Origin of the sequence: Sphingomonas trueperi (assembly GCF_011927635.1) — a bacterium.
GTDB lineage: Bacteria > Pseudomonadota > Alphaproteobacteria > Sphingomonadales > Sphingomonadaceae > Sphingomonas > Sphingomonas trueperi.
Window position 1 is genome coordinate 69,969 of sequence record NZ_JAATJB010000011.1, and the last position, 24,789, is coordinate 94,757.

Here is a 24,789-nt window from a genome sequence, read left to right on the forward strand (position 1 = left end):
ATGGGAGAGGTTCGGCAAGTTCGGCGCGTTTGAAAGTTTATCAAATCGCCATTTCCTTGAGCCTGGCGACCAATTCATCGACGTCGGCCACCTTGATGCCCGCCGAGCGCTTGGGGGGTTCGGTCACCTTGAGCGTCTTGAGGCGCGAGGCGATCTCAACACCGAGATCGGCCGGCGTCTTCGTCGCCAGCGGCTTGGATTTGGCCTTCATGATATTGGGCAGGCTCGCATAGCGCGGTTCGTTGAGACGCAGATCGGTCGTCACGATCGCCGGCAGTTTGAGGCTTACGGTCTCCAGACCGCCATCCACCTCACGGGTCACCGCGACAGTCTCGCCCGATACTTCGACCTTGCTGGCGAATGTGCCCTGCCCCCAACCGAGAAGGGCTGCCAGCATCTGGCCGGTCTGATTGGCATCATCGTCGATGGCCTGCTTGCCGAGGATCACCAGGCCTGGAGCCTCCTCGGTGGCGATGGCCTTCAGGATCTTGGCGACGGCGAGCGGCTCGACCTCATCGTCAGTCTGGACGAGGATCGCGCGGTCGGCCCCCATGGCGAGCGCGGTGCGCAGCGTTTCCTGCGCCTTGGCGACGCCGATCGACACCACCACGATTTCGGTCGCGACTCCCTTTTCCTTGAGGCGGATAGCCTCTTCGACGGCGATCTCGTCGAACGGGTTCATCGACATCTTCACGTTCGCCAAATCGACGCCCGTCCCATCCGCCTTCACGCGCGGTTTCACATTATAATCGATAACCCGCTTGACGGGCACAAGCACCTTCATGGATCAATCCTACTCTGATTGTAATGCCGCCTGATATTCGGCAATGAGTCTCTCACAGATGGATCGGGCCGGTTGGACGGCAGTGGTAGCGCCGACACCGTGGCCTGCCGACCAGATCGTCTTCCAGGCCTTGGCCTCCTCCGAAACCGAAAGCGCGCCATGTGGCTCAGGGAGAGTCGCGGCTTCCAGCGAGGGCCGGAGAAAATTGGCCCCGACGCCGGTGACCCGGTCCGTATAGACGATATCCGCTGGTCCGGCCCCGATCACCATGTCTTTCTGTGCCGGCGAGGCGAGACTCTCTTCCGACGCGATGAAGTGGGATCCGATATAGGCAAGATCGGCCCCCATCATCTGCGCGGCCGCGATCTGGTGGCCGCGCGTGATGGCGCCGGAAAGCGCCAGCGGCCCCTGGAAGAAGCGCCGTATCTCGTCAACCAGTGCGAACGGGCTCATCGTGCCGGCATGTCCCCCCGCGCCGGCAGCGACCGCGATCAGACCGTCGACGCCAGCTTCGAGCGCCTTTTCCGCATGACGCACGTTCGTCACGTCGTGAAAGACCAGCCCGCCATAGCCCTGAACCACCTGGACAAGATCCGCGATGGCGCCGAGCGAGGTGATGACCAATGGCACCTGGTGCCGAACGATCAGTTCCAGATCGGCGTCGAGCCTCGGATTGCTCTTATGGACGATGAGGTTGACGCCGAAGGGCGCCGCTCCCGGCATGGGAGCCAGCCGCTCCTCGATTTCATCCAGCCATTCACCGAAACCTTGACTGGTGCGCTGGTTGAGCGCCGGGAAAGTACCAAGCAGTCCCGCCTCGCAGCAACTGACGACAAGGTCCGGTCCCGACACAAGGAACATCGGCGCAACGATGGCTGGAATGGCCAGCCGCTTTTCGAGGCTTGCCGGAAGCGTCAAAACACGTCGTCTTCCAGCGCCATCAGCGACTTCTTGCCCGCCTTGATCGCCAGGAAGCTGGCGGTCGCCTGAGGCAGGATACGCTCGAAGAAGAACGTCGCCGTCTTGATCTTGGCATCGTAGAAGCGCTTGTCCTCGCTGCCGAAGAAGAGCTGCAAGCCTGCGATCTTGGTCGCCTTGGCAAAGCAATAGCCCATGGCCACCAGGCCCATCAGACGCAGATAGTCCGCCGACGCCGCGCCCGCCTCTTCGGGATCCTTGAGCGCCCGCTGCGCGACCGTGGCCGTCGAAAGCTGCAGCGCCCCGAACGCCTTGGCGAGCGCCTCGATCATCGGCTTCATCGGTCCGTCGACGTTGTTTTCCTCGATGAAAGCCGACACCGGATGGAAGAAGCTGCGCAGATAGCGGCCCATATGGGCGCCGAGCTTGCGGCCGACGAGATCGAGCGCCTGAACGCCGTTCGTCCCCTCATAGATCATGGTGATCCGGGCATCGCGGGCATATTGCTCGACGCCGCTTTCGCGGATGTAGCCGTGGCCACCATAGCATTGGACCGCAAGGTTCGCGCTGTCGAACGCAAGGTCGGTGAAGAGCGCTTTGACGACGGGGGTCATGAGCGCAATGAAGTCACTCGCACGCTGGCGCACTTCGGGTTCGGGAGAATGTTTTTCCGCGTCCAGGGCGCGCGAGACCCAGGCCGAGAGCGCCCGGCATCCCTCATTATAAGCCCGCATCGTCATCAACATGCGGCGAACATCGGGGTGAACGATGATCGGATCGGCTGCCTGATCGGGATATTTGGGTCCCGAGAGCGCCCGACCCTGAATACGATCTTTCGCATACCAGGCCGCCGCCTGATACGCCGCCTCGCCCACACCCAGGCCCTGGATGCCGACGGAGACACGCTCCGTGTTCATCATCGTGAACATGGCGGCCATGCCCTTGCCAGGCTCACCGACGATCCAGCCGATCGAATCATCGAAGTTCATCTGGCACGTCGCCGACGCCTTGAGACCCATCTTGTGCTCGATCGCGGCGCAGGCGACGCCGTTCGATTGACCGGGAGTACCGTCCTCCCTGGGCAGATATTTGGGGACGAGAAACAAGCTGATGCCCTTCACGCCCTTGGGGGCGTCGGGCAGGCGGGCGAGCACGAGATGGATGATATTCTCGGTCAGGTCATGCTCACCGGCGGAGATGAAGATCTTGGAGCCGGTGACCTTGTAGCTGCCATCGCCCTGCGGGACCGCGCGGCTGCGCAGGAGCCCGAGATCGGTACCGCAATGAGGCTCGGTCAGGCACATCGTGCCGGACCACTGGCCGCTCACCATCTTGGGCAGGTAGGCCTGCTTGAGCGCGTCACTGCCATGGCCCTCGATCGCAGTGGTGGCACCATGGGTGAGGCCCGGGTAGAGGCCGAAGGAGAGGTTGGACGAGCAGATCATCTCCTCGACCAGCTTGTTGACCGCTTCCGGCAGCCCCTGCCCACCCCATTCCGGATCGGATGCGAGCGCGGTCCAGCCACCTTCGGCGAACTGCTTATAGGCTTCGGGGAACCCCGCCGGCGTCCGCACGACGCCGTTTTCCAGATGACACCCCTCCTCGTCGCCCGACCGGTTGATCGGCAACAGGACGTCGCGACAGAAGCGCGCCGCCTCCTCGAGGATCGCATCGGTGAGATCCGGTGTGAACTCCGACAGCGCGGGAATATCCCCGAAGCCGTCATCGGCATGGAGTTCGTTGAGCACGAAGCGCATGTCGCGCAACGGGGCGTCATAGACTTGCATATTTATATCTCCTGACCGGTCGGCCATCCGGCCGCCGGCCGCCAATCAGTTACGCAGCGGCTTGCCGGTGACGAGCATCTGCTCGACGCGCGCCTGGGTCCGCGGGTCGCGCACCAGTTGCATGAAGGCCTTGCGCTCGAGCGCCAGCAGATCCTCTTCGGTCACGATGTCGATGAGATCCTTCTCGCCGCCCGTCAGGACGTCGGCGAGCGCGCCGGATACGACACCATCGTAAGATGTGGCGAGGCCACGGGCCTGGAAGCCTTCGACAGCCATCGAAAGAGCGGACTTGCCTCCCGCGCCAGGCAAGCGGAATTCCGGAGCCACAGGCGGTTTGTAACCGTCGGCCAGTTCCAGTGCCTTCGCCTTGGCGTCCGCCAGCAGACGGTCCCGGTTCATCGTAATGCCGTCCGAGGGACGCAGGAAGCCATGCTCCTTCGCCTCGGCGGCCGACTTTGCCACAGTGGCTGTCGATACCGTCTCGAAGACCTTGGCTACGGCCGGCATCGGCCCCTTGGGCATGCCGGGACTGGAGCGCCAGCGATCGATCATTTCACCGCATCCGCCCCAGCCAGGGATCAGACCCACGCCGCACTCGACCAGACCCACATAGCTTTCGGCATGGGCCTGCACGGCATCACTGTTGAGCAGGATCTCGCAACCGCCGCCCAATGCCATGCCGGCCGGAGCGCTCACGACCGGGAACAGCGCATATTTGAGCGCCTTGTAGGCCTGCTGCCCGCCCGCGACGAGCTTTTCGATCTCGCCCCATGCCGCGATGTTCAGTGCGAACAGAGCAAGACCGAGATTGGCGCCGGCGGAGAAATTGCTGCCCTCATTATAGACGACGAGCGCCTTGAACTTGTCCTGCACGACCGGGATCGCCTGACCGATCAGCTTCATCACATCGCCGTCGAGCGCGTTCATCTTGCCGGTGAACTCAAGGCAGGCAACGCCGTCGCCGACATCCCAGAGTGCCGCCGAACCATTTTTGAGGATCGGCTGGCTATGGAGCTTGATGTCTTCCAGCAGCAGCACGCCCTCGGGCCGCACGACATCATGATAGTCGCCGGCGGCATCGAGATATTGCCGACGGCCGTCCTGCACCCGGTAGAAAGGCCGATCTCCGGCTACCTTGAGGATCGCGGGAACATCCCGCCCCTCGGCGGCCAGCCGTTCGGCGAGCTTGCCCGGCCCGAGGCGATCGATCAGTTCGAACGGCCCGAACTTCCAGTTGTAGCCGAGCTTCATCGCGTCATCGATGCCGACGATGTTGTCCGCAGCTTCACCGACCAGACTCGCGGCATAGGAAAGAACCTTGCCGAGAATTTCCCAGGCATAGGCGCCGACCTTGCCGGGAGCAGCAACCAATGCTGCCAGGTCCTTCTCGGCCCGGCCCGGCAAGGAAGCCGGCTTCACCGATACGCGATATTCGCCGGTCGCGAGATCGAGCGCTTTCTTGGTCTTCGTCGCCTTGTCGAACGCGTAGAAACCGCCCTTGCCCTTCCGCCCGGTAAAGCCTTCCGCGATCATCCTGTCGACGAGCGGCATCGGCCTCACCGTGTCGAAATAGGCGTCACCTGCCGGCAGCGTCGAGGACAGGCTCTTCGTGAGCAGCGGCATGAGGTCGACGCCAACGAGATCGACAAGGCCGAAAATGCCGGTCTTGGGCACGCCCATCGGCTTTCCGCCGATCTGGTCGGCTTCCTCCACCGTCAGCCCCTGGTCCATCGCGGCATTGATCGCGACGGCCAGCCAGTAGGTACCGATGCGATTGGCGATGAAGCCCGGCGTGTCCCGCGCCGGCACGATGCGCTTGCCGAGCTTTCGATCGACGAAATCCGAGACGCGCCTCGCCACAGCCGTATCAGTGTCGGGGCCGGTCACGATTTCGATGAGCCGCATGTAGCGCGGCGGATTGAAGAAATGGGTGATCAGGAAGTCCTGTTTGAACTGATCGTCCCGCCCCTCGACCAGATGGCCAAGCGGAATCGTCGAGGTATTGGACGATACCGCCGTGCCCGGACGCTTGAGCTGCTCGAGCTTGGCGTAGAGCGCCTGCTTGATGTCGAGCCGTTCGACGATCGCCTCGACGATCCAGTCGCATTCGGCCACCCGCTCGAGATGGTCGTCGATATTGCCCGTTTCAACGAGCTTCGCCGCAGCCTTCGACATGAAGGGCGCCGGATCGGTCTTCAGCATCTTCGCGACCGCACCCTTCGCCACGGCGTCACGATCGCCGCCCTCCTTGGGCACGATATCGAGCAGCAGCACCGGCACGCCGGCATTGGCGACCTGCGCTGCGATGCCGGCGCCCATGACGCCTGCGCCGATCACGCAGACCTTTTTGATGGTTTCCGGCGGGGCGCCGACTGGCTTGATGGCCTGCTCGCTCATTCCGCCGCCTCCAGCACGGTGGCGATGCCCTGACCGCCGCCGATGCACTGGGTGGCAAGCGCATAGCTGCCGCCTTCGCGCTTCAGCAGAGCCGCGGCCTTGCCCACGATCCGCGCACCGGTCGCCCCCAGAGGGTGGCCTATCGCGATGGCGCCGCCGTCCAGATTGACCTTCGACTGGTCAAGACCCAGGTCGCTGATGCAGGCCAGTGACTGGCTCGCAAAGGCTTCGTTGAGCTCGACAACGTCAAGCTGGTCCACACTGAGCCCCGCCCGCTGCAGCGCCTTGCGCGAGGCCTCGACCGGTCCGATGCCCATGATCTCCGGCTGGCAGCCAGAGACAGCAACCGACTTGATGCGGGCAAGGATCGGCAGTCCATGCGCGCGCGCATAATCCTCGCTCGTGACCAGGATTGCGCTTGCGCCATCGGTCAGCGGCGAGGACGTTCCCGCCGTTACCGTGCCGTCCTGGCTGAAGGCCGGCTTCAGCCCGGCGAGGGTTTCCGTCGTCGTGCCGGCACGCGGCGTGCCATCCTTGTCGACCACGCCCGCCTTGGTCGTGATCGGCACGATCTCGGCCTCGAGCTTGCCGGCCGCGATAGCCGCGGCCGCCTTGTCCTGACTGGCGACCGCAAAGGCTTCCTGCTGGGCACGGGTGATCTGATATTTGGTCGCGATATTCTCCGCCGTGTCGCCCATGCCCATATAGGCGGCGCTCTTCTTCGCGAGCTCGGGGTTCGGCAGCGGATTGAACCCCATCATCGGCACGCGGCTCATCGACTCCACGCCCGCGCAGATGAAGGCCTCGCCGGCGCCAAGCTGAATCTGGCCCGCAGCGATGTGGACCGAGCTCATCGACGATCCGCAGAAGCGATTAACGGTCATGCCGCCGACAGAGAGCGGCAGGTCGGCGAGAAGACCGATAAGGCGCGCGATGTTGAAGCCCTGCTCGCCTTCAGGAAAAGCGCAGCCCAGCACGATATCCTCGATATCTTCGGCCTTCACGCCGGTCTGCTGAATCAGTCCGCGAATGACCTGAGCGGCCAGATCGTCAGGGCGGACGCGCGCCAGCGCGCCCTTGCCTGCCAGGTGAAAGGGGGACCGGGCATAGCCCGCAACAACCACATTACGCATCGATGATAGCCTCTCCAGGGAATCGGACATCTGATTACCTAATGGTGCGTGAAATGACGTTTACGTCAACTAAAATCTTTGGCACTCTTCTCACGCCGTCGAGGGAATCGTCATGCACCGGTTCCCGGGAGGCTTGATATCGGAGGTCTTGGCCGAGGAACGTACGGATGCTCGCCAGTGAAAAACCGCGCACTCTCATCCCGGCGATGATGCTCGCGCCCGTCTTATCGACGGCTGCGCCTCTCCCCAAGCGCCACTGCACCTGTTTTCGAAGGCGCACACATGCGATTTTCTGAGCATCCCCTCCGGCGTCAGATCGTCGGCGAAATGCATCTGCGCCGTTTTCCTGCACTCGAATTGCCCGCCATGGCATTTCAGACGGTTCGCCTGGTCGATGAGAATGACCGGGAGAAGGAATGGCTGATCCTGGAGCAGCGATGCGCCTCTGGACTCGATCGCAACCGGCGCCACCTGGAAACGGAGTGGTCCGCCAACGGGCGGCTGGCCTGGGAAAGGCACAGTGAAGCGGTCACCACGACGCTAACGTCAACCTCGGTCAGCGCGGACGCGCAGTTCTGGTCTGCTCCCGACGTCGGCCCCTTCAGTGATACCTTGCAGTGGATGGAAACGCTGCCGGGCCTGGTCATCCGCGCAACCCACATCGTCGTTGTGGCGAACGATAGCTACGCCGAGCCGGTTGTCGATCGGGCCGACTTCCATCCGGGCCATCTCGTCTCCTGCATCATCGGGGATAGCGTCCGGATCTGGAGCGACTTTCGCATTCACGCCGGCGGCTACGGGCGCCTGGTCGTTGCCGCGAACGGGGCGGCTGACGGCGAAGTGTCGCGTTCCATCCAGCGCATTCAGGAACTGGGCAATTATCGCAATCTTTCCTTGCTTGAAGGCACGCACAGATCAATAGCTTGACGGCGTCACACACGAACACGCCCGAACCCTGACGACGGGGCCAGCAGCGCCTGACCCCTCCAATTCGCACACAACCTAATAGGCAGTTTGATGACGCATTGAGCTATTGACTTACCTATACGTCATTGAGATGGTTATGGGACGCTGATTTGCCGCATATTGGCTCCAGACGTGAAACAGACGGTCGCCTGAAGGCGCGCGGAGAGGAACAATGTCGATCATTCTGACACTACTGGCTTCGAGCACTGCATTGCCCGCCGACACCGTTGTCGGTCGCTGGCAAACCGAGAGCCGTCATGGCGTCGTGGAAATCACCCGCTGCGGGCAATCGATCTGCGGTGCCTTGATCAGTTCCGACGGGATCAAAGCCAACCCCGAACTACGTGACGAAAAGAACAAGACCGCTGCGTTGCGCGGTCGTCCGCTTCGTGGATTGCAGATTCTGCAGGGTTTTACGTGGAAGTCGGGCAGTTGGTCGGGTGGTTCCATCTACAACGCTGAGGATGGCGGTACATACAGCGCGACGGTCACGTTAGCCGATCGGGATCATTTGCGCCTCAAGGGCTGCATCGTCTGGCCCCTGTGCAAGACGCAGACATGGACGCGCCTTCGATAAGCACGAGGAATTTGACAATCACGAAAGGGGAGATGGGCGTGGCAGGCAAAAATTGGAAAGTTGGGATCGCAACATCGGCCGTGGCGGCTGGATTGCTCGCGCCGCAAGCCGCGAGCGCGCAGGCCTTTTACCTTCAGGAACAATCGTCCAGAGGTGCCGGACGAGCCTTTTCGGGCGAGGTCGCCGACCAGGGCGTACAGTCCCTCTGGTGGAATCCGGCTGCGATCGCAGGCATGGAAGGAGTCGATGCCCACCAGGCCGTAAGCGTAATCCTTCCCAAAGGGTCGGTTGACAATGTCAACACGCTCATTGTCCGTCCCGGGCAGTCGGCTGCGGCTGTAGGCGGGAGCCAACGCTCTCGTGATCCGATCAATAATGGCGTACTACCCTCCGGCGCGATAGCCGTCGGCCTGACATCACGGCTCGCTTTGGGGCTGACCGTCGCCTCCCCTTATAGCTTCACAACCAATTATGATGCCGACAGCTGGGCACGGTATAGCGCCGACAAGACCAAGCTGCGAACATACGACATCCAGCCATCGATCGCCTACCTCGTTACGCCAAATCTCAGCATCGGCGCCGCGCTTAATATCGAATATGCCGACGCATCATTGTCCAACTATCTGCCGAACCTATCGCCTCTTCTCGCCGACGGCCACCAGGAGCTGAAAGGCAATGGTTGGGATCTTGGCTGGTCGGCCGGGCTGCAATATCGCGCCGGCCCCATGCAACTGGGCGCCAGCTACAAGTCGAGCGTGAAGCATAATCTCGACGGTTCGGTGACGACGACCGGTCTTCTTGGTCCGCTCGCCGGGCAAAACAGCGTAGTGAATGCAAACGCCACGTTCGAGACCCCCTGGCAGGCGATCTTCGGAGCGCGCGTGGCGGTGTCGCCCAAGGTCACCCTCAACGGTCAGGTGACCCGCATGGGTTGGTCGAAATTCGACGCTATCCGGCTCGGCGCGCCGCTCAACGTTTCAATCCCGGAAAATTACCGGGACACTTGGAGCTTCGCAGGCGGCATCGATTACGCGGTCACACCAGCCTGGACCGTTCGTGCCGGCGTTCAACACGCCCAGACCCCGACGCGCAACGGCAATCGGGACGCTCGAGTGCCTGACAGCAACCGTTGGAATTTCGCTGCCGGCACAAGCTATGCCGTGTCTTCCCGGTTCACGCTCGATGCGGGCGCAGCGTATATTACGTTCAAGGATACGACTATTGATCGCACGACAGCGGCCTATGCCGGCACGGCCGTGCAGACGCCGATCCTGATGGACGGCAAGCTCGAGGACGCGCACGCCGTCGTGCTGTCGCTCGGCGGACGTTTCCACTTCTGATGCTGGAGATCGCCATGCCCCAGCCCGCCATCAGCGCCTTCCCGTCGATACCGGAACCGGCAATTCCGCCACGGCTCCTGACCGACCTCCTCGACAATGCGTTGAACCTTTATCCCGAACGCGTCGCCATCGACTTTCTCGGGCGAACCTGGACTTATGCGCAGGTGGGGCAACTCGTTCGCCGTGCAGCACGTGGATTGCAGGATCAGGGGCTGCGCAAGGGCGATCGGTTCGGCCTGTGCCTGCCGAACTGCCCCTATTTCGCGATATTGTACTTCGCGGCGCTGCGCGTGGGTGCGATCGTGGTCAACTTCAACCCGCTCTACACGGAGCGCGAACTGGAGCATCAGATCCGGGACTCGGGAACGCGCATGATGGCGGTACCGGACGTCCGGATAATCCACGAGAAAGTGCAAGCCGTCGCGCCACGTGCCGGGCTGGACAAGATCGTGTTGTGCGGCATGAGGGATATGCTGCCCTGGCTGCAAGGCCTGGGCTTTGCGCTATTCAAGCGAAAAGACCACGCGCGGATACTCGACGAAGGCCTTCATGTCCGGCTCAAGGCGCTTCTCGCCCATGATGCCGAACCTGACGCGGTAGAACGTCACCCTGATGATGTCGCGGTCCTTCAATATACCGGAGGCACAACCGGCGTGCCCAAGGGCGCAATGCTGACCCACGCCAACCTCACGGCGAACAGCGCCCAGATGGTGGTGCATGTGGGAGGACTTCGCCCGCAGCAGGAGAGAACTCTCGGCGTCCTGCCCATGTTTCACGTCTTCGCACTCACGACGGTGCTCAACTTCTCAGTCGAAATCGGCGCCGAAATCGTCCTGCTGCCACGGTTTGAGATGAAGCAGGTTCTCAACACGATGAAGCGCAAGCCGCCGACACAGTTCTTCGGCGTGCCTACGATCTATGTTGCCCTGAACGCGCTTCCGGACGACGAGATACCCGATCTCTCGGCCGTGCGCGCCTGTATATCCGGCGGCGCACCGCTCCCGCTCGAGGTACGCGAGGAGTTCGAGGCACGCACGCGTGCCAGGGTCGTGGAAGGATATGGGCTCTCCGAAACCGCCCCGATCATCGCCTGCAACCCGTTGTTTGGGACGGTGAAGGACAATAGCTGCGGCCCAAGTTTCCCCGGCACCATCATCGAGATCCGAGATCCGGAGAATCCCTCGCGGGTTCTTCCCCAGGGAGAACGCGGAGAAGTGTGCGCCCGCGGCCCTCAGGTGATGAAGGGCTATTGGCAGCGCCCTGCAGAAACCAGTGCTGTCTTCGTCGATGGCGCGCTACGAACCGGCGATATCGGCTATTTTGATGAGGATGGCTATCTCTTCCTCGTCGACCGCATCAAGGACATCATCTTCTGTGGCGGATATAATGTATATCCCCGGATCATCGAGGATGCGGCCTACCAGCACCCGGCGGTAAAGGAGGCGATCGCAATCGCGATTCCTGACGCCTACAGAGGTCAATCTCCCAAGTTGTTCATCGCGCTGCACGAGGGATCGAACCTGACCGTCGATGAACTCAAGGTCTTTTTGCAGGATCGCCTCAGCAAGATCGAGATGCCCAAGGCCTTCGCATTCCGGGACAGCCTGCCCAAGACGTTGATCGGCAAACTTTCGAAGAAGGATTTGATCGAGGAGGAGAACAAAAAGCTCGCCTGAGCCTCTATCCCCTGTCAAGCTACGAGGCTTATGCGCTTGAGTGGTAGGGTAGCCGTGATTGGAGGACAGGGAGTGGATGGCATGGGGAACTCGCTCCACCTCGCCGAGGACGATGAAACGCTTAAGGACGCGGATCGCGACAACCCCACGCACAAGGGGAGAACCCGCGCAAAGGATGCGGATTTACAAGTGTACGGCATCCAGGATGTCGCTCAGGAACTCGGACTGACACTTCGCACGCTACGCTTCTACGAAAAGGAGGGGCTTATCGCCCCTCAACGGGTAGGCAGTACCCGGGCATATTCCAGGCGTGAGATCGGACGCATACAGCTGATTTTGCGCGGCAAACGCCTTGGCTTCTCCATCAAGGAAATCAAGGAGTTTCTCGATCTCTACGATGCCGATCCCGAGCATAAGGAGCAAATGGAGCGATTGATTGCCCGCATCCGGGAAAGGTTGGTCGACTTGAAGACGCAGCGCTCTGCGCTCGACCTGACAATCGACGAGCTTACAACCATCGAAGTGGAAGCGATGGCAAAGTTGCAGCGATAATTTGGTCATCCCATTCTCTAACCGAGCGGTAACGCTTGATCGCGGCGCCCCCGATCCAATCAAGCCGTCAAGCGACGAGCGCCGCGCCGATCGCTAAGGCCGCCCCAGAACCGCGCCATGATCATCCAGGCGATGCCCGACGCGGTCATCGCCCCGCCGACCTGCCATGGCTCGAGGCCAAGCACGCGCGCGATGGGGCCCGCGAGCGCCACGAACGACATCATCGCCATCGAGCAGACGAAGGTCTCGAACATCAGTGGCTTCATGCTGAAAGCGCCTGATGCTTCCTCCCCCACTTGTTCGTCGCCTGTCGCTGTCGCAGCTTCGGTCATGCTGCTTCGTCCCGTGATGCGACCGGCGAACGGCCACCATTCCAGAGCAGCGCCGTCGAGACGGCATAGACAACGAGCCAGCCGAGGTTGAACGCGGCGCCGTCAAGCCAGGTGTGCGCCGGCTCGGGCAGGATGCGCGCGATCAGCATGCCGATCGCGACCAGCGAGACGGGATTGGCCAGCGCTGCGAACCAGCGTGGCCAGGCGGTGCGGCCCAGCGCGATGACGATCCCGAGGAGCAGCAGCGCCAGGCCCAGCGTCACGATCGGCATCAACCAGGCGATGAGCAGGACATGGTAGAAGTGCTGGCCGAGATCGAGCAGCGCGCCATGGGCCGCGGCCGGCGTTTCGAGGATCGTCTTGTAGGCCATGCCGACATAGTAGAAGCCCGCATGGCCGAGCGGAGACCAGGCGTTGCCGGCGACCAGCAGGACGAAGGTCAGCCAGCGCCACCAGCCCATCGCCGGACGCAGCCCTTCGAGCAGATGCCAGCAGCCCGCGAGATAGAAGACGATGCCGGCATCGGCCACCAGCGCGCCCGCGGCGAGCCGCGCCTCGGAGGATGGAAGCATCAGCGCGACACCGTCGAACTGGATGCGATCGGCATAGGTCTTCAGGATCAGCGGATAGTCGTCGGGACTTGCCCTAGCCCCGATGATCAGCGCGTCGCCGAGCGTCCAGAGGATCGCGCCGATCACGCCCGCGATACCGCAGAGACGAAGAAGCGGGAGCCGCTGGATATCCGTCATAGGCTTGTCCTTGCTTCGGCGCGGGATCGATCGACGAGACGCATGATCTCCTGGGCGATCAGCTCGGGCTCGCTGAACGGAACCATTGCCAGCGCTACCGTCGCCTGGCGGCCACGGGCAAGCCTCAGCCCAAGGTGACCACCGCGATCGCGCGTGAACTGTTCGGCTATGCCTGGGACATCGCCCGTCGGGTGTCGCCGGCGATAGCCGGCTGATCCACCCACGACATTAACGAGAGGAGGCGCCAGCGCACCAACTGCATAGCCTTGGCCGACGTGCCGCGGGCACCCGACTGTGATGGGCAATCCACGGTGTACGGTGGGGCAGGTTCGTCCGACGCCCGAACTTATACGGAGGATAGGCCCAGCGACGGATACGGGTAGTGCGGTAATCAACCCGCGGATGAGAGCATGATCAATCGTCGTCGATCAGGCGCCCGCGGCACACCCGCCAAGGTCAATGCGACCGCTGGTCTCGAGGCCAGCGAAGGAGTAAACTCGGCCAGCGTCTCGGATGGCAGTCATGAGAGCGTATATCTGTGCCCGTTTTATGTGACGCCCCCGACATGGCGGTTTGAGTAGACGCGGAGAAGGGCGATGTCGCCCTTCTCCGCGCTCAGTCAGGCGGCGAGCAATTCGTCCGCCGGACCGAAGAATTCGTAATGAATGCGGTCGGATGGGACGCCAGCCAGCGACAAGGTCGAGACGGCGTGCCGCAGAAACGGGCGTGGTCCGCAGATATAGTAATCGGCCTCACCTACAGGCGTGTTGGCGACCAGCCATTCATCGGTAATGATGCCGGCGACGTCATAATCCCGTCCTGCGACTTCATCTTCGAGCGGGGTCTGATGAAAATCGGTGACGGTGATTGACTTGCCCCGCCCAGCGACAGCGCGAACATGATCACGCATTGCGTGGGTGTCGCGGTCATGAGTTCCGTGGACATAGTGCACGGGGACTCCCGCCTCGCCCTCAGCAAGCGTTTCGAGCATCGCCACCATCGGGGTCAGCCCCACGCCGCCCGACAGGAGGATCACCGGGCGTTCGACATGCGCTGCCAGGAAGAATTCGCCTGCAGGCGCGGCAACTTTGAGCACCGTGCCCGGCTTGGCTTCATCATGAAGCCAGCCTGACGCAAGACCAAGCGGCTCACGCTTGACCGAAATGCGATAGGTTTCGCCGTTGGGGGCTGCTGAAATCGAATAGTTGCGCTTGACTGGCGGATGTCCCGGAATTTCAAGCCAGAAGGTCAGATATTGCCCGGGCTTGTGCCGCATGACGGCCCCGCCATCAACGGGGCGCAGAACGAAGGAATTGATGACGCTGCTCTCACGCACGACGTCCTCGACGCGAAAATCGCGCCAGCCATTCCATCCGCCGGTCGCATCCTTCTGTTCTGAGTAGACTCGCTGCTCGCGGGCGATCAGGATGTTGGCCAGGAACCAGTAGGCTTCGCCCCAGGCAGCGAGAATCTCATCGGTGGCCGCATTCCCCAGCACCGCCTTGATCGCCCCCAGGAGCGCCTCGGCAACGTGCGGATAATGTTCGGGCAGAATTTGCAGGCCGACATGCTTCTGCGCGATCCGCTCGACCGCCGGGGCAAGCGCACCGAGATTTTCGATGTTGCTCGCATAGGCGAGAATGGCGCCGGTCAGCGCCCGCGGCTGCGAACCGGCATCACCATGGTGCGATTGGTTGAAAAGGTCGCGAATGTTCGGGTTCTGGAACATCCGGGAATACATCTCGTTCACGATGTCGAGGCCATGCGCTTCGAGCGCGGGGACGGTCGCCTTGACGAGCGCAATGGTCTGATCGCTGAGGGGCTGCGTCATCAACTTCTCCTTTTTGAATGCGTTGAAAATCCCGGAATGTCAGAGCTTGGGAATGTGATCGTAAAAATCCACCTGCATCTTCATCGGCCCTGTCGGCGTTACGAAATGCGGTTGCTGAGGGAGAATCAAGCCAGGCTGGTCAGGCGTCAGGACGATCTCCGAAGGTGGCTCGAGGTAGGTTAGCCGGAGTTCGCCCTCCAAAACCCGGATCACGCCCCAAACACCAGCCTTCGTGTCATGTCGCGCGCGCAAGGCAGCCGGCAGAGTGTCCTGGTTGAACACCGGCGTGGAACGGTAAGGCAAGATTTCAGCCATGGGTTTGCCCTGGTCGCTCGATGGCATCCTTACTTTCCGCGTTGGCGACCGATGCAGCACTCCGTTCCTCCAGTTGGAAGAACATCGCCAGTTGCAGGCTCTCGGCGATGCGCCGCGCCTTCGCTTGTAGCGCCGCTGCCGCTTCGGGCGTCATCCTGTCATTGGTCGTTTGAACCCAGAGTGCGAGCCAGCGCTCGAACAGCGCGGGCGTTATCCTGGCCTTATGCTTCAAATGGGCCGGCACCGGTTGCCCCTTGTATCGGCCACTGGTGAGCATGACGGAGGACCAGAACGCAGTCAGCTTCCCAAGATGCTCCGGCCAGTCATCGATCGCATCGTTGAAAATCGGCCCAAGCGCGGGATCGGCGCGGACCCGCGCGTAAAATTCCTCCACCAAAGGAGTCAGCTCTTCTTCTCTGATTTTCGAGACACCGTCCACGACTCGCGCTCCAATCATGTATATATAATACATCGATCATGATTGCGCATAAACGCAAGGCTAGCGCATATTTCCAGGTCGTCGGTCGCGGGGATGTACACAGCCTGAGAAACTGCTCAGCCCCGCTAGTTTAGCCTTGAATCCGAAACACGAAGGCATAGCATCAGCCAGCGACCCGAAGGAGTCTCGGTGAGACGTAGGCACCTTTCCTTGCCCGCCCGTCAAAAGACGGGCGGGTTTTCTTTTCCGATTCCGTAGGACATTCGCTGGAACGCTAATCCGCGTGATCTGGCGCACTCGGAATTTTCAAACACCGTCACAAATACCTAATTGTGCGCAGCTCAAGATCTAATCACCCGATTTTCGCGATCAAGCGGCCGGCGGCACCCTGCTCTGCCGCCAGATTGCGATTATAGGCGAGCGGCATCCGGGGACTCTTCCAGCGTAGCGCATCCATGATCCCCGCCAGATCCTCGCCGCTCGCAAACAGATCCTGGTTCAAGCCCACCCGCGTCGAATGCGCGCTCACGCCCTTGAGCAACTGCGCCAGATCATCGGCGGTGAGGTCGCTCAGCGCGCCCTTGTCGAAGGCGCGCCGGATCATTGCCCGCCAGATCGGCCCGATCGAACCGGGGTGCAACGCCCCCTCTCCCACATCATATTCGGTGCGCGCCGGCACCGCCGACTTCGGCAATGTCTTGCGCAGATCCCAGCTTTCGCGGCCAGAAATCGTCTCGATCCGCCGCCCCTTGACCGCGGCCCGCGCCTTGTAGCGGCGCACCTGCACCCGGCGAAACAGCGGTCCCTCCTCGATGTCGGCAGCCGCAGTCCAGGCGGCGATCGCCCGCACCGAGCGCGGGCTGAGGAACGCGGTCGCGCCCTTTCCCTCCTGATCGCCCTTGCTGCGCGAAATCGTCAGCAGCCGCGCCTCGGGATCGATGGCGTCCACAATGTGCTCGACCTCGACCGCGACCAGCTCGGAGGCGCGCAAGCCCGTGTCGTAGGCGACCGACAGCAAAGCCCGATTCCTGAGCCCCGGCAAATCATCCGCGCAGGCCTCAAGCAGCCCCCGCACATTAAGCCCCCGGGGTGCGTCCCGCTCGACATTGCGCACCGGCCCCTTGAACCGCAGCGGCCGCGCCTGGGCTTGCGTGCTGCCCTTCTCCCGGCGGATCGCGCGGAGCCGCAGCTTGACCAGCTCGGCCTGGGTGGGATCCTTGATGTCGAGCAGCTGGTGGATCTTGGCGATCGACGCCTTGTAGCGACCGAGCGAGGCGGGTTTCGCCCCCTGCCCTGCCCGGGCATCGAGATAGTCGGCGACCGTCTCGGGAGTCGCCGGCGAGGTCACGCGCCCGTTTCGGCGGCACCAATGGTCGAACGCCTCGATGTCGCTGGCAAGCGCGCGCAGGGAATGCGGCGAGGATGCCGCCTGATAGGCGGCGATCAGCTCGGCGTTGATCGTGATTGGCGATCGACAGTTCAGCTTGGTCACCTCCCAGGCGAGGTCGACGGCCTGTCGGCCTCGCCGGCTGCTGATGGGCGCTGGGAGGCTCATCTGGACAGCGCGACAATCTGGTCGAAGCTGTGCGGTTCGACCCCATAGATAGCCTCACGCGTCACGCGCCCATCAAAATCGCTCTGCCATGACCAGAATATCGTCTTTTCAGTGTCCAAATGCCCTGCCCTCCGCCGGGATGCACATACCCACCTTATAGAAAGGCGTCAAATCCGCTTATATGATAACTGCAATTATCGAATGTCCACTTTCGGGAGGTCACGGATGTAGAAACGAACTGCTGACTTTGGTTTCCCGCCATGGCATTGTCGCCATCCTATGACGCGGACAGACAACCTGCGCGCCGACGACAGCCTGCTCCTGCTCGGGCGCCTCGATGGCCGATTGCACGGTAGTCCATGCGCCGACATCTTTCTCGCGCGCTCGCGCCTGGAAGGCGCCACCGTCCTGGCCGGCCTCGCCGGCGTGCCGATCGCGGTGCGCGACCTGCAGGACTGGATCGCCGGCCGCACACCCCCTCCCCGCGCTTCCGAAGGCCTCAACGATCCGATCTCGGTTGCCGCCGTCTTCCACCTTGCGCTCAGCCGCGACGAGGATCTCAAGGATTCGCTCGGCCGCGCCACGCTCAACGTGCTCCGTACGGTACTCGATGACCGCACCGAGGCGAAGGTTTATGCGGCCGAAGACTTGGCGCACTTCGGGCCGATGTGGCGACAGCTGCGAACCGTGGCGGACGCCCCCTTCCCTTCCGGTGACCTCCTCTCTGTCGCCAACCGCATTTTCCAGCTGTTCGCGCTGACCGAACCAGCGGCACCAGGCAGCTGGGATGTCGTCAGCGTCGATGGTCGCGCTCTCGAGCTGCCTCCCCGTGGACGCGATCGAAACTGGCTGATCGCCGCCGCCGTACCGCGGATGCTGTGCCGCGCTGGCTTCACGACCCGCGTGATCCCCTCGTTCATCCTGATGTCCAAGTTTCTGCCCCCCTCCCCCGCCGATCTGGCAGAGACCTTGGCCCAGGCGATCGGTCGGACGGCGCATGCTGGCTTGCGCGACCTCGACGCGATCGAGCGTGCGGCGTCGCGCATCCAGACCGATCTGGCCGTCACGAAGCGGAGCAAGGCCCCTCTCCTTGCCCGCCTGCAGCTTGCCTATCCGGGCCTTCAGCCGGCCGCTGTCGCGCGCCTGTTGAAGGTCACCCCGCAAGGCGCGCGCAAGCTACTCGCCTCACTTGCTCATCCCTCTTGAACCACAGACACCGTGCAATCCAAGCCACAGAACCCTCCGTCCCGGCATCACTTCATCCCGCAGTTCCTCCTCGACCAGTGGAAGGATGGCGACACCCTGCTGCGCTATCGGCGCAATCGGATCGGGGAGATCGAGAGCAGTCCTGCATCACCCAAGAGCGTCTGCTTCGAGCGGGACCTGTACAAGACGATCGGGTTCCCGCCCGAGCATGCCCAGCAGATGGAAACCCTGTTCATGCAGGTGATCGATGACGCTGCGGCCAAGGTTCACGCGCTGCTCCTCGACGGCAAGGTCAACTCGCTCAGCGACGCGCAATGCTCGGATTGGGGCCGGTTCGTCATGTCGCTGTGGTTCCGGACACCGCTGGATATGCGCGGCATGAAGGACGCCGTCGGCGCTCTCGCAAGCGCAGAGGCCGCGAAGTCCGTGCTGCGCGGCGAAGATGGGGCGCTGCCGCCCGAGGCCGTGAGCGCGCTTCAGATGGAAGTCCTGCGCTTGGTCATCGACGACGCGGATCGCGGACGAGCGTTCATCAACATGGACTGGCGCATAATCAAGACGAACAATCGCCGGGAATTGTTCGTCTCCGATTGGCCGCTCGACGTGCCGGTCAGCTTCGCCTGGCTTGGTAGTGCCTCATCCTATGTCACTCTTCCGATCGGACCGGAGACCCTCTTCGTTGCTGCCGGGTCCACTACGCTGGCAAATCGGATCGTGAGCCTACCCGAGCGAGAACTGATCACGCGGCAGAACCGGTCGACCGTGGGACATGCCCAGGCGTTCGTAGGCGCGAGGACGCGTCAAGCCGGCGACTTCATCCGCGCGAACTTCGGCCTGCGAAGCCGCCACTCCGTGACGCAGAGCATCGCCGACAAATATAAGCGGGACGCCATATAAGGCGGCGACCTCGCCAGACGCCGCGCTCCATCACCCTACGACAGCAGCCCCTCGATCGCCTTCAAAAGCTCGGCGGGCGACGCCTCAGCCTTCGGCGGCACCTTGATCGTCAGCCCCCCTCCCCGCGCTTTCGTGTAGCGCAGGATGACCTTGCCCCCCTTGCCGGTGATCTCCTTCTCGGCGGCAGCCTTCACGGCTGGCGCGACAGTCGCCTTCACGAGCCGCTTCGCGACTTCCGGCCCGCTCAGCTTCAAGCCTTTCTGGCTGCGCTCTTCCTCGATGCGTTCAGCCTCTTCGCGCATCTTCGCCAGCGCCTTCGGATCTCCGGTAAGCGGCTTGATGTCACGCGCGACGCGTACCGTGATGTCGTGCGTATCGGAGAACGCCGCGACAACTGGTTCGGGCAAGCGCGCAACGTCGAGAAGCCGGCTCAGCCACGACTTGGAAAGGTTTAAATGCTCGGCCATCTGCGACTGCGAGCCCTCGTAGAACTCCGCGAGCGCCACCGTATATTCCTTGGCCCGCTCCCAATCCGAGATGTCCTTACGCGAGCGGTTCTCGACATCTGAAACCCGGAACGCCTCCTCGTCCGTGACACTCTGGATCGTCACCAGATACTCGAACTCCGGGTGGTGATGCGCTCGCAGCCATTTCACCGTCCACCAACGGCGGACGCCGGCGATGATCTCGAAGTCGAAGTTCGGGTCATCTTTCAGACGCCGAACGATAGCGGGGATCCGTTGCTTCTTGGCGGAGAGGAAGGAGTCGATGAGATCGCGGCAGCTATCTTCGTTCAAATGATCCAGATCGCGATTGTGCATCCGCCATGGGCGGCACCGCTCCGGATCGACCCACTCCGTCCGGTCGGCGACCGTTTTCCCCGTCGCGATGCGCGCGAGCGTCTGGCTGCGACTTGCCATGATGCCGTCCGCAGGGGTCGCCTTATCGAGGTTCTCCTCGTCGTCGAGCCCCTCTGTGAACATCGAGCCGAAGCCCTTGTTGCCCTTGCTCATCGGCCCGTTTCTCCTTCTCTCTTGCCCTCGCCGACGGGTGCCAACAGGCCAGAGTTGCCACGTGGCAACTGCGCCGCCCCCAGGCGCTTGCACTGACGTTCCTGCCGTGTGCGATCTGACATGGTATTCCTACCTAACATATTGCTTCTATTGGGTTCTTCCACTTTGTTGTCACGTGGCAACTCGGTGATCCGGCTTCGTCTCACTCCCCGATTGCCCGTGCTCGCCGACGTGAGAAATATCGGAGTTGCCACGTGGCAACTCTCCCTAAATTCGGCCCCCTGCCCTGCTCGCCCAGGTGCGCAGAACGTCCTGCTCAATATCCTGGCAAACGTCGCTGAGATGCTTCATGCAGCGGTTGTAGACCTCGTGCGACGTGACGGGCTTGTCGAGTTCGAAAACGGTTTTCATCCTGGAGCTGGCATTGTCGATTTCGGCGCTGGTGACCATCACCGACTGCGTCATTGAGCCACCGAAGACCTGCCGCATCATCGACAGTATCTCCCGGTGCATCGACTTGCTCTCGTCCACGCGGCTGCCGACCAGCCGGATGAAGTTGTAGGCCGGCCTTCCCCGCCCCGCGAGTTGCTCGAGCTGCTTCATCGTCGTTCGCGTCATGTCGATGAAAGATACCGTCGAGGCGAAGTCGACAAGGCTCGGCGGCACCGGAATGACCATGCAGTTAGCGGCCTGGAGCACAGCCATCGACACCATGCCCAATGCCGGCGGCGGGTCCATGATCACGACGTCATAGTCATCGACCACCTCATCAATGGCCTGCGCGATCAGGTCGATGATCTCCATGTTCTGATTTCGCGCCATGTGCCCGGCGATCTCATACTCGAGATTATAAAGTCGCAGGTTCGACGGGATCAGGTGGAGGTTGTGAAAGTGCGTCTTGCGGATAATCTTGCGAACGCCAAGCAGCTCCGGATTGTGAAAATGCCCGTAAAGCGTGTCTTCCTCGTCGAGGTCCACGTCGGGGCGATAGCCGAACATCATGGTTGAAGACGCCTGGCTGTCGCAGTCGATGAACAGGACCCGGTAGCCCTTGATGGCAAAATGCTGGGCGAGATGCAGCGCGATCGTCGACTTGCCGACGCCCCCCTTGAAGTTGCAGACCGAGATGATCGCCGGGGTATCGGTTGGCTCGCGCCAGGGACGCGTTCCAAACACCTCGCGCATATGATCAAGCTCTTCGAGCGTATACTGCAGCCTATGCCCGGAGCCCGTCCGCCCTCGAGCGGGGAGGCGGCCGTCGCGCTCCGCTTCCCGGACAGCAGATGCCGTCCGCCCGACCAGTGCAGCAGCTTTCGAAATCGGGAAGGTCGGACCCTTCTTCTGACCGGTTTCGGGATCAACCGCGCTGTCACGAATGCGCTTGAGGATCGTCAACGACTTTCTGTGGAGCACGTCCAGACCACCTTCGATGAGGTCGTCCGGCTGTGCTAGGGAGGGGTCGGTAGCCATCTCAGTCCGCTTCTGTGGGTTTGATGCGCCATGATAGCCACGTTGGCGGTTTCGAGCAAGAAAATGGCCACCAGACTTACAAGTTGACCGATGATCTCCGAGCCCCTTGCGCATGTGCGCGCTTTCTGGCCAATCGGCGGCGGCTGCGACCGATGATCTCCGTGCCTTTGCGTGTTGCTGCAAAGTCTGGCGCTGGGATTGTGGCGACAAACGGCTACCTGTGGATAACCACCGATGATCTCGGTACTTTGCGATGATCTCGGTGCGTATCAGCGATGATCTCGGTGCGAGTCGACCGATGATCTCAGAGCCCATACCTATTACTAGAATCACCCTATAAAAAACCGATTCGCGAATCGTTTTGATTTTTCGATTTTGGGTGAAGGAGGGCAGGGGGAGGGCGCAGAACGGCACCGACATCATCGGTGTTTCTGCAACTCTCGCGGCCTTTTCCCCTCCCAAACTGCCAACGGGGTTGATTTCACGCCTCAAACCTGTTGAGACATGCCCATCACAGCCCCCGGTAGATTCGGGGGGAAGGGCAGACCATGAATGGGGATCAGCATAGGCCGCTGGGGCATCAGTACGCACTAGCCATGCTCAACGGCGGCGAGGAGAGCGTCCGCAAGCTCGCCACCACCGCCGGCACCCAGCTCACCTTGGACGCATTCCTGCGCGTCCAGGACGAAGAACCGGTTCCTGCCTTCCTCCACTCCGCGCTTTGTGCGATGTCGCTGCCAACCAAGCGGCCCAAGGACGACACTCAGCCCATCGTCCGTGAGGACGGCAAATATGCGCTGGCCATCAATCCCAGGCCAGTGCTTCAGAATGTCGACGGCAAGTCCGTCATGCGAAGCCTTGGTGTGCCTTATGGCGCCTATCCACGCGTTGCCCTGATCTACCTCCTCTCTCAGGCGGTCATGAAGCAATCGCGGGACGTTTATCTTGGCCGCAATTTCACCGAGTGGATGCGCCGCCTTGGCTACCAGACCGTGTCTTATGGACCACGCGGGACGGCGAACCTGATGCGAGAGCAGGTGGATCGGCTGCTGGCGTGCGAGTGGCAGATCCGCTGGGACGGCACCGACACGGAAGACAACGCCTTCGCTGTCCGGGACGTCAAGATTTCCAACGAATATGCCGGTTCGCTCGACAAGAACGGCTCATTCGCGCGCGAAATCCGTATGTCCGAGGCGTTCTACTCGCACCTCATCGACCATGCCGTGCCACTCAATGAGATCGCCATCCGCGAGCTCAAGGGTACGCCAACGGCGCTCGATCTCTACACTTACCTTGCCTACCGGCTCCCGCGGATTGGATCCGACAAGGGCCAGGTTATCTCATGGGACCAGCTCGCCAAGCACCTTGGCAACGAGGCCGACAGCAAGCGCTTCCGACAGACCGTCCGCGAAACCATGCAGATCGTGTCGGCGGTCTATCCCAACGCAAATGTCGATCTCTCCGGGCGGAAGGTCATTCTTCATCCGTCACCGGCACCGCTGGAGCGCAAGCTCGTGGGGCCGCACCTTCGACTCGTCGGGGGCGAGGCTCCGAAAACGGCACCGAGATCATCGGTCAAACCGGCCCATGCAGCGAAGTCCGCGCCCGCGAAGGACGATGCGCCGACTCTTCCGTTCCCCGCCGGGTCTCTCTCATACGGCACGCGTGAGGCCGTCTTCCGCCAGATCGCGCTGACCAAGGGCCATCCGTGGTCAGTGGATGACATGGCGGCTGCATTCCGCAAGGGATGCCCCGATTTTAGCCGGCCGCGCACCGATTCAGAGTGGCTGCGGATCTGGGAGAAGTTCGTCGTCGCCTATGCTGAACGCCGCGCGAATCGAAGCGACGACTAACCGATGATCTCCGAGCCGTTCGCGTTGAGGCGAGCGCAGGCTGAATCTGTCTCCAAGTCTCAGACCGACCGAAAAGAGGAAAGGAGGGGCCGAGCGTGTAAGCAGGAGGTAGAATTATGCCGCTTACAGCCAGACGGCCATCGCAGGAGATAGTCGACATTGTCGGGGCCCTGGGCGGCACGTGGAGCGGCAATGTCGCGATGTGCCGCTGTCCCGCACACAGCGATCGCGATCCAAGCTTGTCGATTCGGCAAGGGGATCGCTGCATTCTCGTCACCTGTTTCGCAGGATGCTCGCGCGAAGACGTCCTGCGTGAACTGCGCCTTGTTCGCCCGGGTCGCCATTATCCGCCACCCGCCTTGGCGGACTCGCCGCGGCCGATGAACGTCGAAAGAATCTGGAATGAGGCGGTCGACGTTCCGGGCACCCTTGCCGAGCGCTACCTCCAGTGCCGGAACCTCCTCCCACCACCACGCGATCTTCGCTTCCATCCGCGTTGCCCTTACCTGCCCAAGCCGAAGACGATCTTCGAACCCGCTCTCCTGGTAGCGGTGCGCGAGGGAAACCGTCTGGTCGCAATTCAACGCATATTCCTGAACCCCGACACCGCCCATTACACGCGCAAGGTCATGCTTGGCGCCCCGGGGCACGGCGCTTGGCGGGGCGGGGCAGGGGGCAACACCCTTGCCATCGCCGAGGGCTTTGAGACGGCCGACGCTTTCGCGCGCCTGAGCAACCTCCCGTGCTGGGCTTCACTCGGCGCACGTCGGCTCAACCAGCTCGTCATTCCGCCCACGGTCACAACGCTCCTGGTCGCCGAGGACAACGATTCCGAAGGGCGCAGGGCAGCCGAAAGTGCCCAAGCGCATTACGCCCGGTCGGGCCTCATCATCGAACGCGCGCCCCCGCCGCCAATCTACAAGGATTGGGCAAAGGCGCTCGATGCCCGAGCGCAGCAGAGCCGCGTCTAGGCGCGAAGCGCCGGAGGAGAGGGGAGGG

The 24,789-nt window shown here is 62.2% G+C and carries 22 protein-coding genes and 1 pseudogene; 10 read left to right on the forward strand and 13 right to left on the reverse strand.

Annotated elements, in window-relative coordinates:
* Positions 1 to 40: 40 nt before the first annotated feature.
* The 5 genes from GGR89_RS15940 to GGR89_RS15960 are packed head-to-tail and all read right to left on the reverse strand — an operon-like array spanning position 41 to position 7,019.
* Positions 41 to 784 (reverse strand): electron transfer flavoprotein subunit beta/FixA family protein, encoded by a 744-nt coding sequence (locus GGR89_RS15940; RefSeq protein ID WP_004206977.1) that lies wholly within the window; start codon positions 782 to 784, stop codon positions 41 to 43.
* Positions 785 to 793: 9 nt separating this feature from the next.
* Positions 794 to 1,702 carry an NAD(P)H-dependent flavin oxidoreductase gene (locus GGR89_RS15945; protein ID WP_167713005.1) on the reverse strand — a complete coding sequence of 303 codons (909 nt, stop codon included), beginning with the start codon at positions 1,700 to 1,702 and terminating at the stop codon, positions 794 to 796.
* Positions 1,699 to 3,489, reverse strand: a complete 1,791-nt coding sequence (locus GGR89_RS15950) for an acyl-CoA dehydrogenase C-terminal domain-containing protein (RefSeq protein WP_017503705.1) — start codon at positions 3,487 to 3,489, stop codon at positions 1,699 to 1,701. The genes GGR89_RS15945 and GGR89_RS15950 overlap by 4 nt, the downstream gene beginning before the upstream one ends.
* 45 nt (positions 3,490 to 3,534) lie before the next feature.
* Complete coding sequence (locus GGR89_RS15955; RefSeq protein ID WP_004206971.1) at positions 3,535 to 5,886, reverse strand: 3-hydroxyacyl-CoA dehydrogenase/enoyl-CoA hydratase family protein; 2,352 nt, start codon at positions 5,884 to 5,886, stop codon at positions 3,535 to 3,537.
* Positions 5,883 to 7,019, reverse strand: coding sequence for a thiolase family protein (locus tag GGR89_RS15960; RefSeq protein WP_066861522.1), 1,137 nt, complete (start codon positions 7,017 to 7,019; stop codon positions 5,883 to 5,885). The genes GGR89_RS15955 and GGR89_RS15960 overlap by 4 nt, the downstream gene beginning before the upstream one ends.
* 282 nt (positions 7,020 to 7,301) lie before the next feature.
* On the opposite strand from GGR89_RS15960, the gene GGR89_RS15965 reads away from it, so the two are divergent.
* The 5 genes from GGR89_RS15965 to GGR89_RS15985 all read left to right on the forward strand — a co-directional run bounded on the left by GGR89_RS15965 (position 7,302) and on the right by GGR89_RS15985 (position 12,130).
* Entirely contained in the window at positions 7,302 to 7,946 is a 645-nt protein-coding gene (locus tag GGR89_RS15965; protein WP_167713007.1) for a DUF3422 family protein, read from the forward strand.
* Positions 7,947 to 8,157: 211 nt separating this feature from the next.
* Complete coding sequence (locus GGR89_RS15970) at positions 8,158 to 8,562, forward strand: DUF2147 domain-containing protein (protein ID WP_026109759.1); 405 nt, start codon at positions 8,158 to 8,160, stop codon at positions 8,560 to 8,562.
* A 32-nt stretch (positions 8,563 to 8,594) separates the two neighbouring features.
* Positions 8,595 to 9,902, forward strand: coding sequence for an OmpP1/FadL family transporter (locus GGR89_RS15975; RefSeq protein ID WP_036526777.1), 1,308 nt, complete (start codon positions 8,595 to 8,597; stop codon positions 9,900 to 9,902).
* Positions 9,902 to 11,578: a long-chain-fatty-acid--CoA ligase gene (locus GGR89_RS15980; protein WP_017503286.1), complete on the forward strand. Its 1,677-nt coding sequence runs from the start codon at positions 9,902 to 9,904 to the stop codon at positions 11,576 to 11,578. Before GGR89_RS15975 ends, GGR89_RS15980 begins: the two co-directional genes overlap by 1 nt.
* An 81-nt stretch (positions 11,579 to 11,659) precedes the next feature.
* Complete coding sequence (locus GGR89_RS15985; protein ID WP_017503287.1) at positions 11,660 to 12,130, forward strand: MerR family transcriptional regulator; 471 nt, start codon at positions 11,660 to 11,662, stop codon at positions 12,128 to 12,130.
* Positions 12,131 to 12,189: 59 nt separating this feature from the next.
* Here GGR89_RS15985 and GGR89_RS15990 read toward each other — a convergent pair whose 3' ends face one another.
* Positions 12,190 to 12,462 (reverse strand): hypothetical protein, encoded by a 273-nt coding sequence (locus GGR89_RS15990; RefSeq protein ID WP_017503288.1) that lies wholly within the window; start codon positions 12,460 to 12,462, stop codon positions 12,190 to 12,192.
* The gene (locus GGR89_RS15995) at positions 12,459 to 13,211 is read right to left on the reverse strand and encodes a DUF6796 family protein (protein WP_004206961.1); all 753 of its coding nucleotides are present in this window, start codon (positions 13,209 to 13,211) and stop codon (positions 12,459 to 12,461) included. The genes GGR89_RS15990 and GGR89_RS15995 overlap by 4 nt, the downstream gene beginning before the upstream one ends.
* 86 nt (positions 13,212 to 13,297) lie before the next feature.
* On the opposite strand from GGR89_RS15995, the pseudogene GGR89_RS22375 reads away from it, so the two are divergent.
* Positions 13,298 to 13,426 (forward strand): annotated as a pseudogene (locus GGR89_RS22375) (IS110 family transposase); the annotation flags it as partial.
* A 404-nt stretch (positions 13,427 to 13,830) separates the two neighbouring features.
* Here the strand turns inward: GGR89_RS22375 and hmpA are convergent.
* The 4 genes from hmpA to GGR89_RS16020 form a co-directional block, all read right to left on the reverse strand.
* Positions 13,831 to 15,042, reverse strand: a complete 1,212-nt coding sequence (gene hmpA / locus GGR89_RS16005) for an NO-inducible flavohemoprotein (RefSeq protein ID WP_125972953.1) — start codon at positions 15,040 to 15,042, stop codon at positions 13,831 to 13,833.
* Between the two features lie 39 nt (positions 15,043 to 15,081).
* Positions 15,082 to 15,357 (reverse strand): TehB family protein, encoded by a 276-nt coding sequence (locus GGR89_RS16010; RefSeq protein WP_004206958.1) that lies wholly within the window; start codon positions 15,355 to 15,357, stop codon positions 15,082 to 15,084.
* A complete protein-coding gene (locus GGR89_RS16015; RefSeq protein ID WP_125972951.1) occupies positions 15,350 to 15,829 on the reverse strand; it encodes a group III truncated hemoglobin in 480 nt (159 codons plus the stop codon). The genes GGR89_RS16010 and GGR89_RS16015 overlap by 8 nt, the downstream gene beginning before the upstream one ends.
* Positions 15,830 to 16,148: 319 nt before the next feature.
* Positions 16,149 to 17,351: a tyrosine-type recombinase/integrase gene (locus GGR89_RS16020; RefSeq protein ID WP_037522307.1), complete on the reverse strand. Its 1,203-nt coding sequence runs from the start codon at positions 17,349 to 17,351 to the stop codon at positions 16,149 to 16,151.
* Between the two features lie 279 nt (positions 17,352 to 17,630).
* On the opposite strand from GGR89_RS16020, the gene GGR89_RS16025 reads away from it, so the two are divergent.
* Together GGR89_RS16025 and GGR89_RS16030 are read left to right on the forward strand one after the other, a co-directional pair.
* A complete protein-coding gene (locus GGR89_RS16025) occupies positions 17,631 to 18,557 on the forward strand; it encodes a hypothetical protein (RefSeq protein ID WP_007406383.1) in 927 nt (308 codons plus the stop codon).
* A 12-nt stretch (positions 18,558 to 18,569) separates the two neighbouring features.
* A complete protein-coding gene (locus GGR89_RS16030; protein ID WP_066521739.1) occupies positions 18,570 to 19,454 on the forward strand; it encodes a DUF4238 domain-containing protein in 885 nt (294 codons plus the stop codon).
* 35 nt (positions 19,455 to 19,489) lie between these two features.
* Here GGR89_RS16030 and GGR89_RS16035 read toward each other — a convergent pair whose 3' ends face one another.
* Both GGR89_RS16035 and GGR89_RS16040 read right to left on the reverse strand, forming a co-directional pair.
* Complete coding sequence (locus GGR89_RS16035) at positions 19,490 to 20,467, reverse strand: ParB/RepB/Spo0J family partition protein (protein WP_007406427.1); 978 nt, start codon at positions 20,465 to 20,467, stop codon at positions 19,490 to 19,492.
* Positions 20,468 to 20,734: 267 nt separating this feature from the next.
* A complete protein-coding gene (locus GGR89_RS16040; RefSeq protein WP_037456192.1) occupies positions 20,735 to 21,937 on the reverse strand; it encodes an AAA family ATPase in 1,203 nt (400 codons plus the stop codon).
* A gap of 548 nt (positions 21,938 to 22,485) precedes the next feature.
* Here GGR89_RS16040 and GGR89_RS16045 point away from each other — a divergent pair.
* Together GGR89_RS16045 and GGR89_RS16050 are read left to right on the forward strand one after the other, a co-directional pair.
* On the forward strand, positions 22,486 to 23,790 hold the full coding sequence (locus tag GGR89_RS16045) for a replication protein RepA (RefSeq protein ID WP_037456189.1): 1,305 nt from the start codon (positions 22,486 to 22,488) through the stop codon (positions 23,788 to 23,790).
* A gap of 116 nt (positions 23,791 to 23,906) precedes the next feature.
* Entirely contained in the window at positions 23,907 to 24,761 is an 855-nt protein-coding gene (locus tag GGR89_RS16050; RefSeq protein ID WP_066521740.1) for a DUF7146 domain-containing protein, read from the forward strand.
* The last annotated feature ends 28 nt before the right edge of the window (positions 24,762 to 24,789 follow it).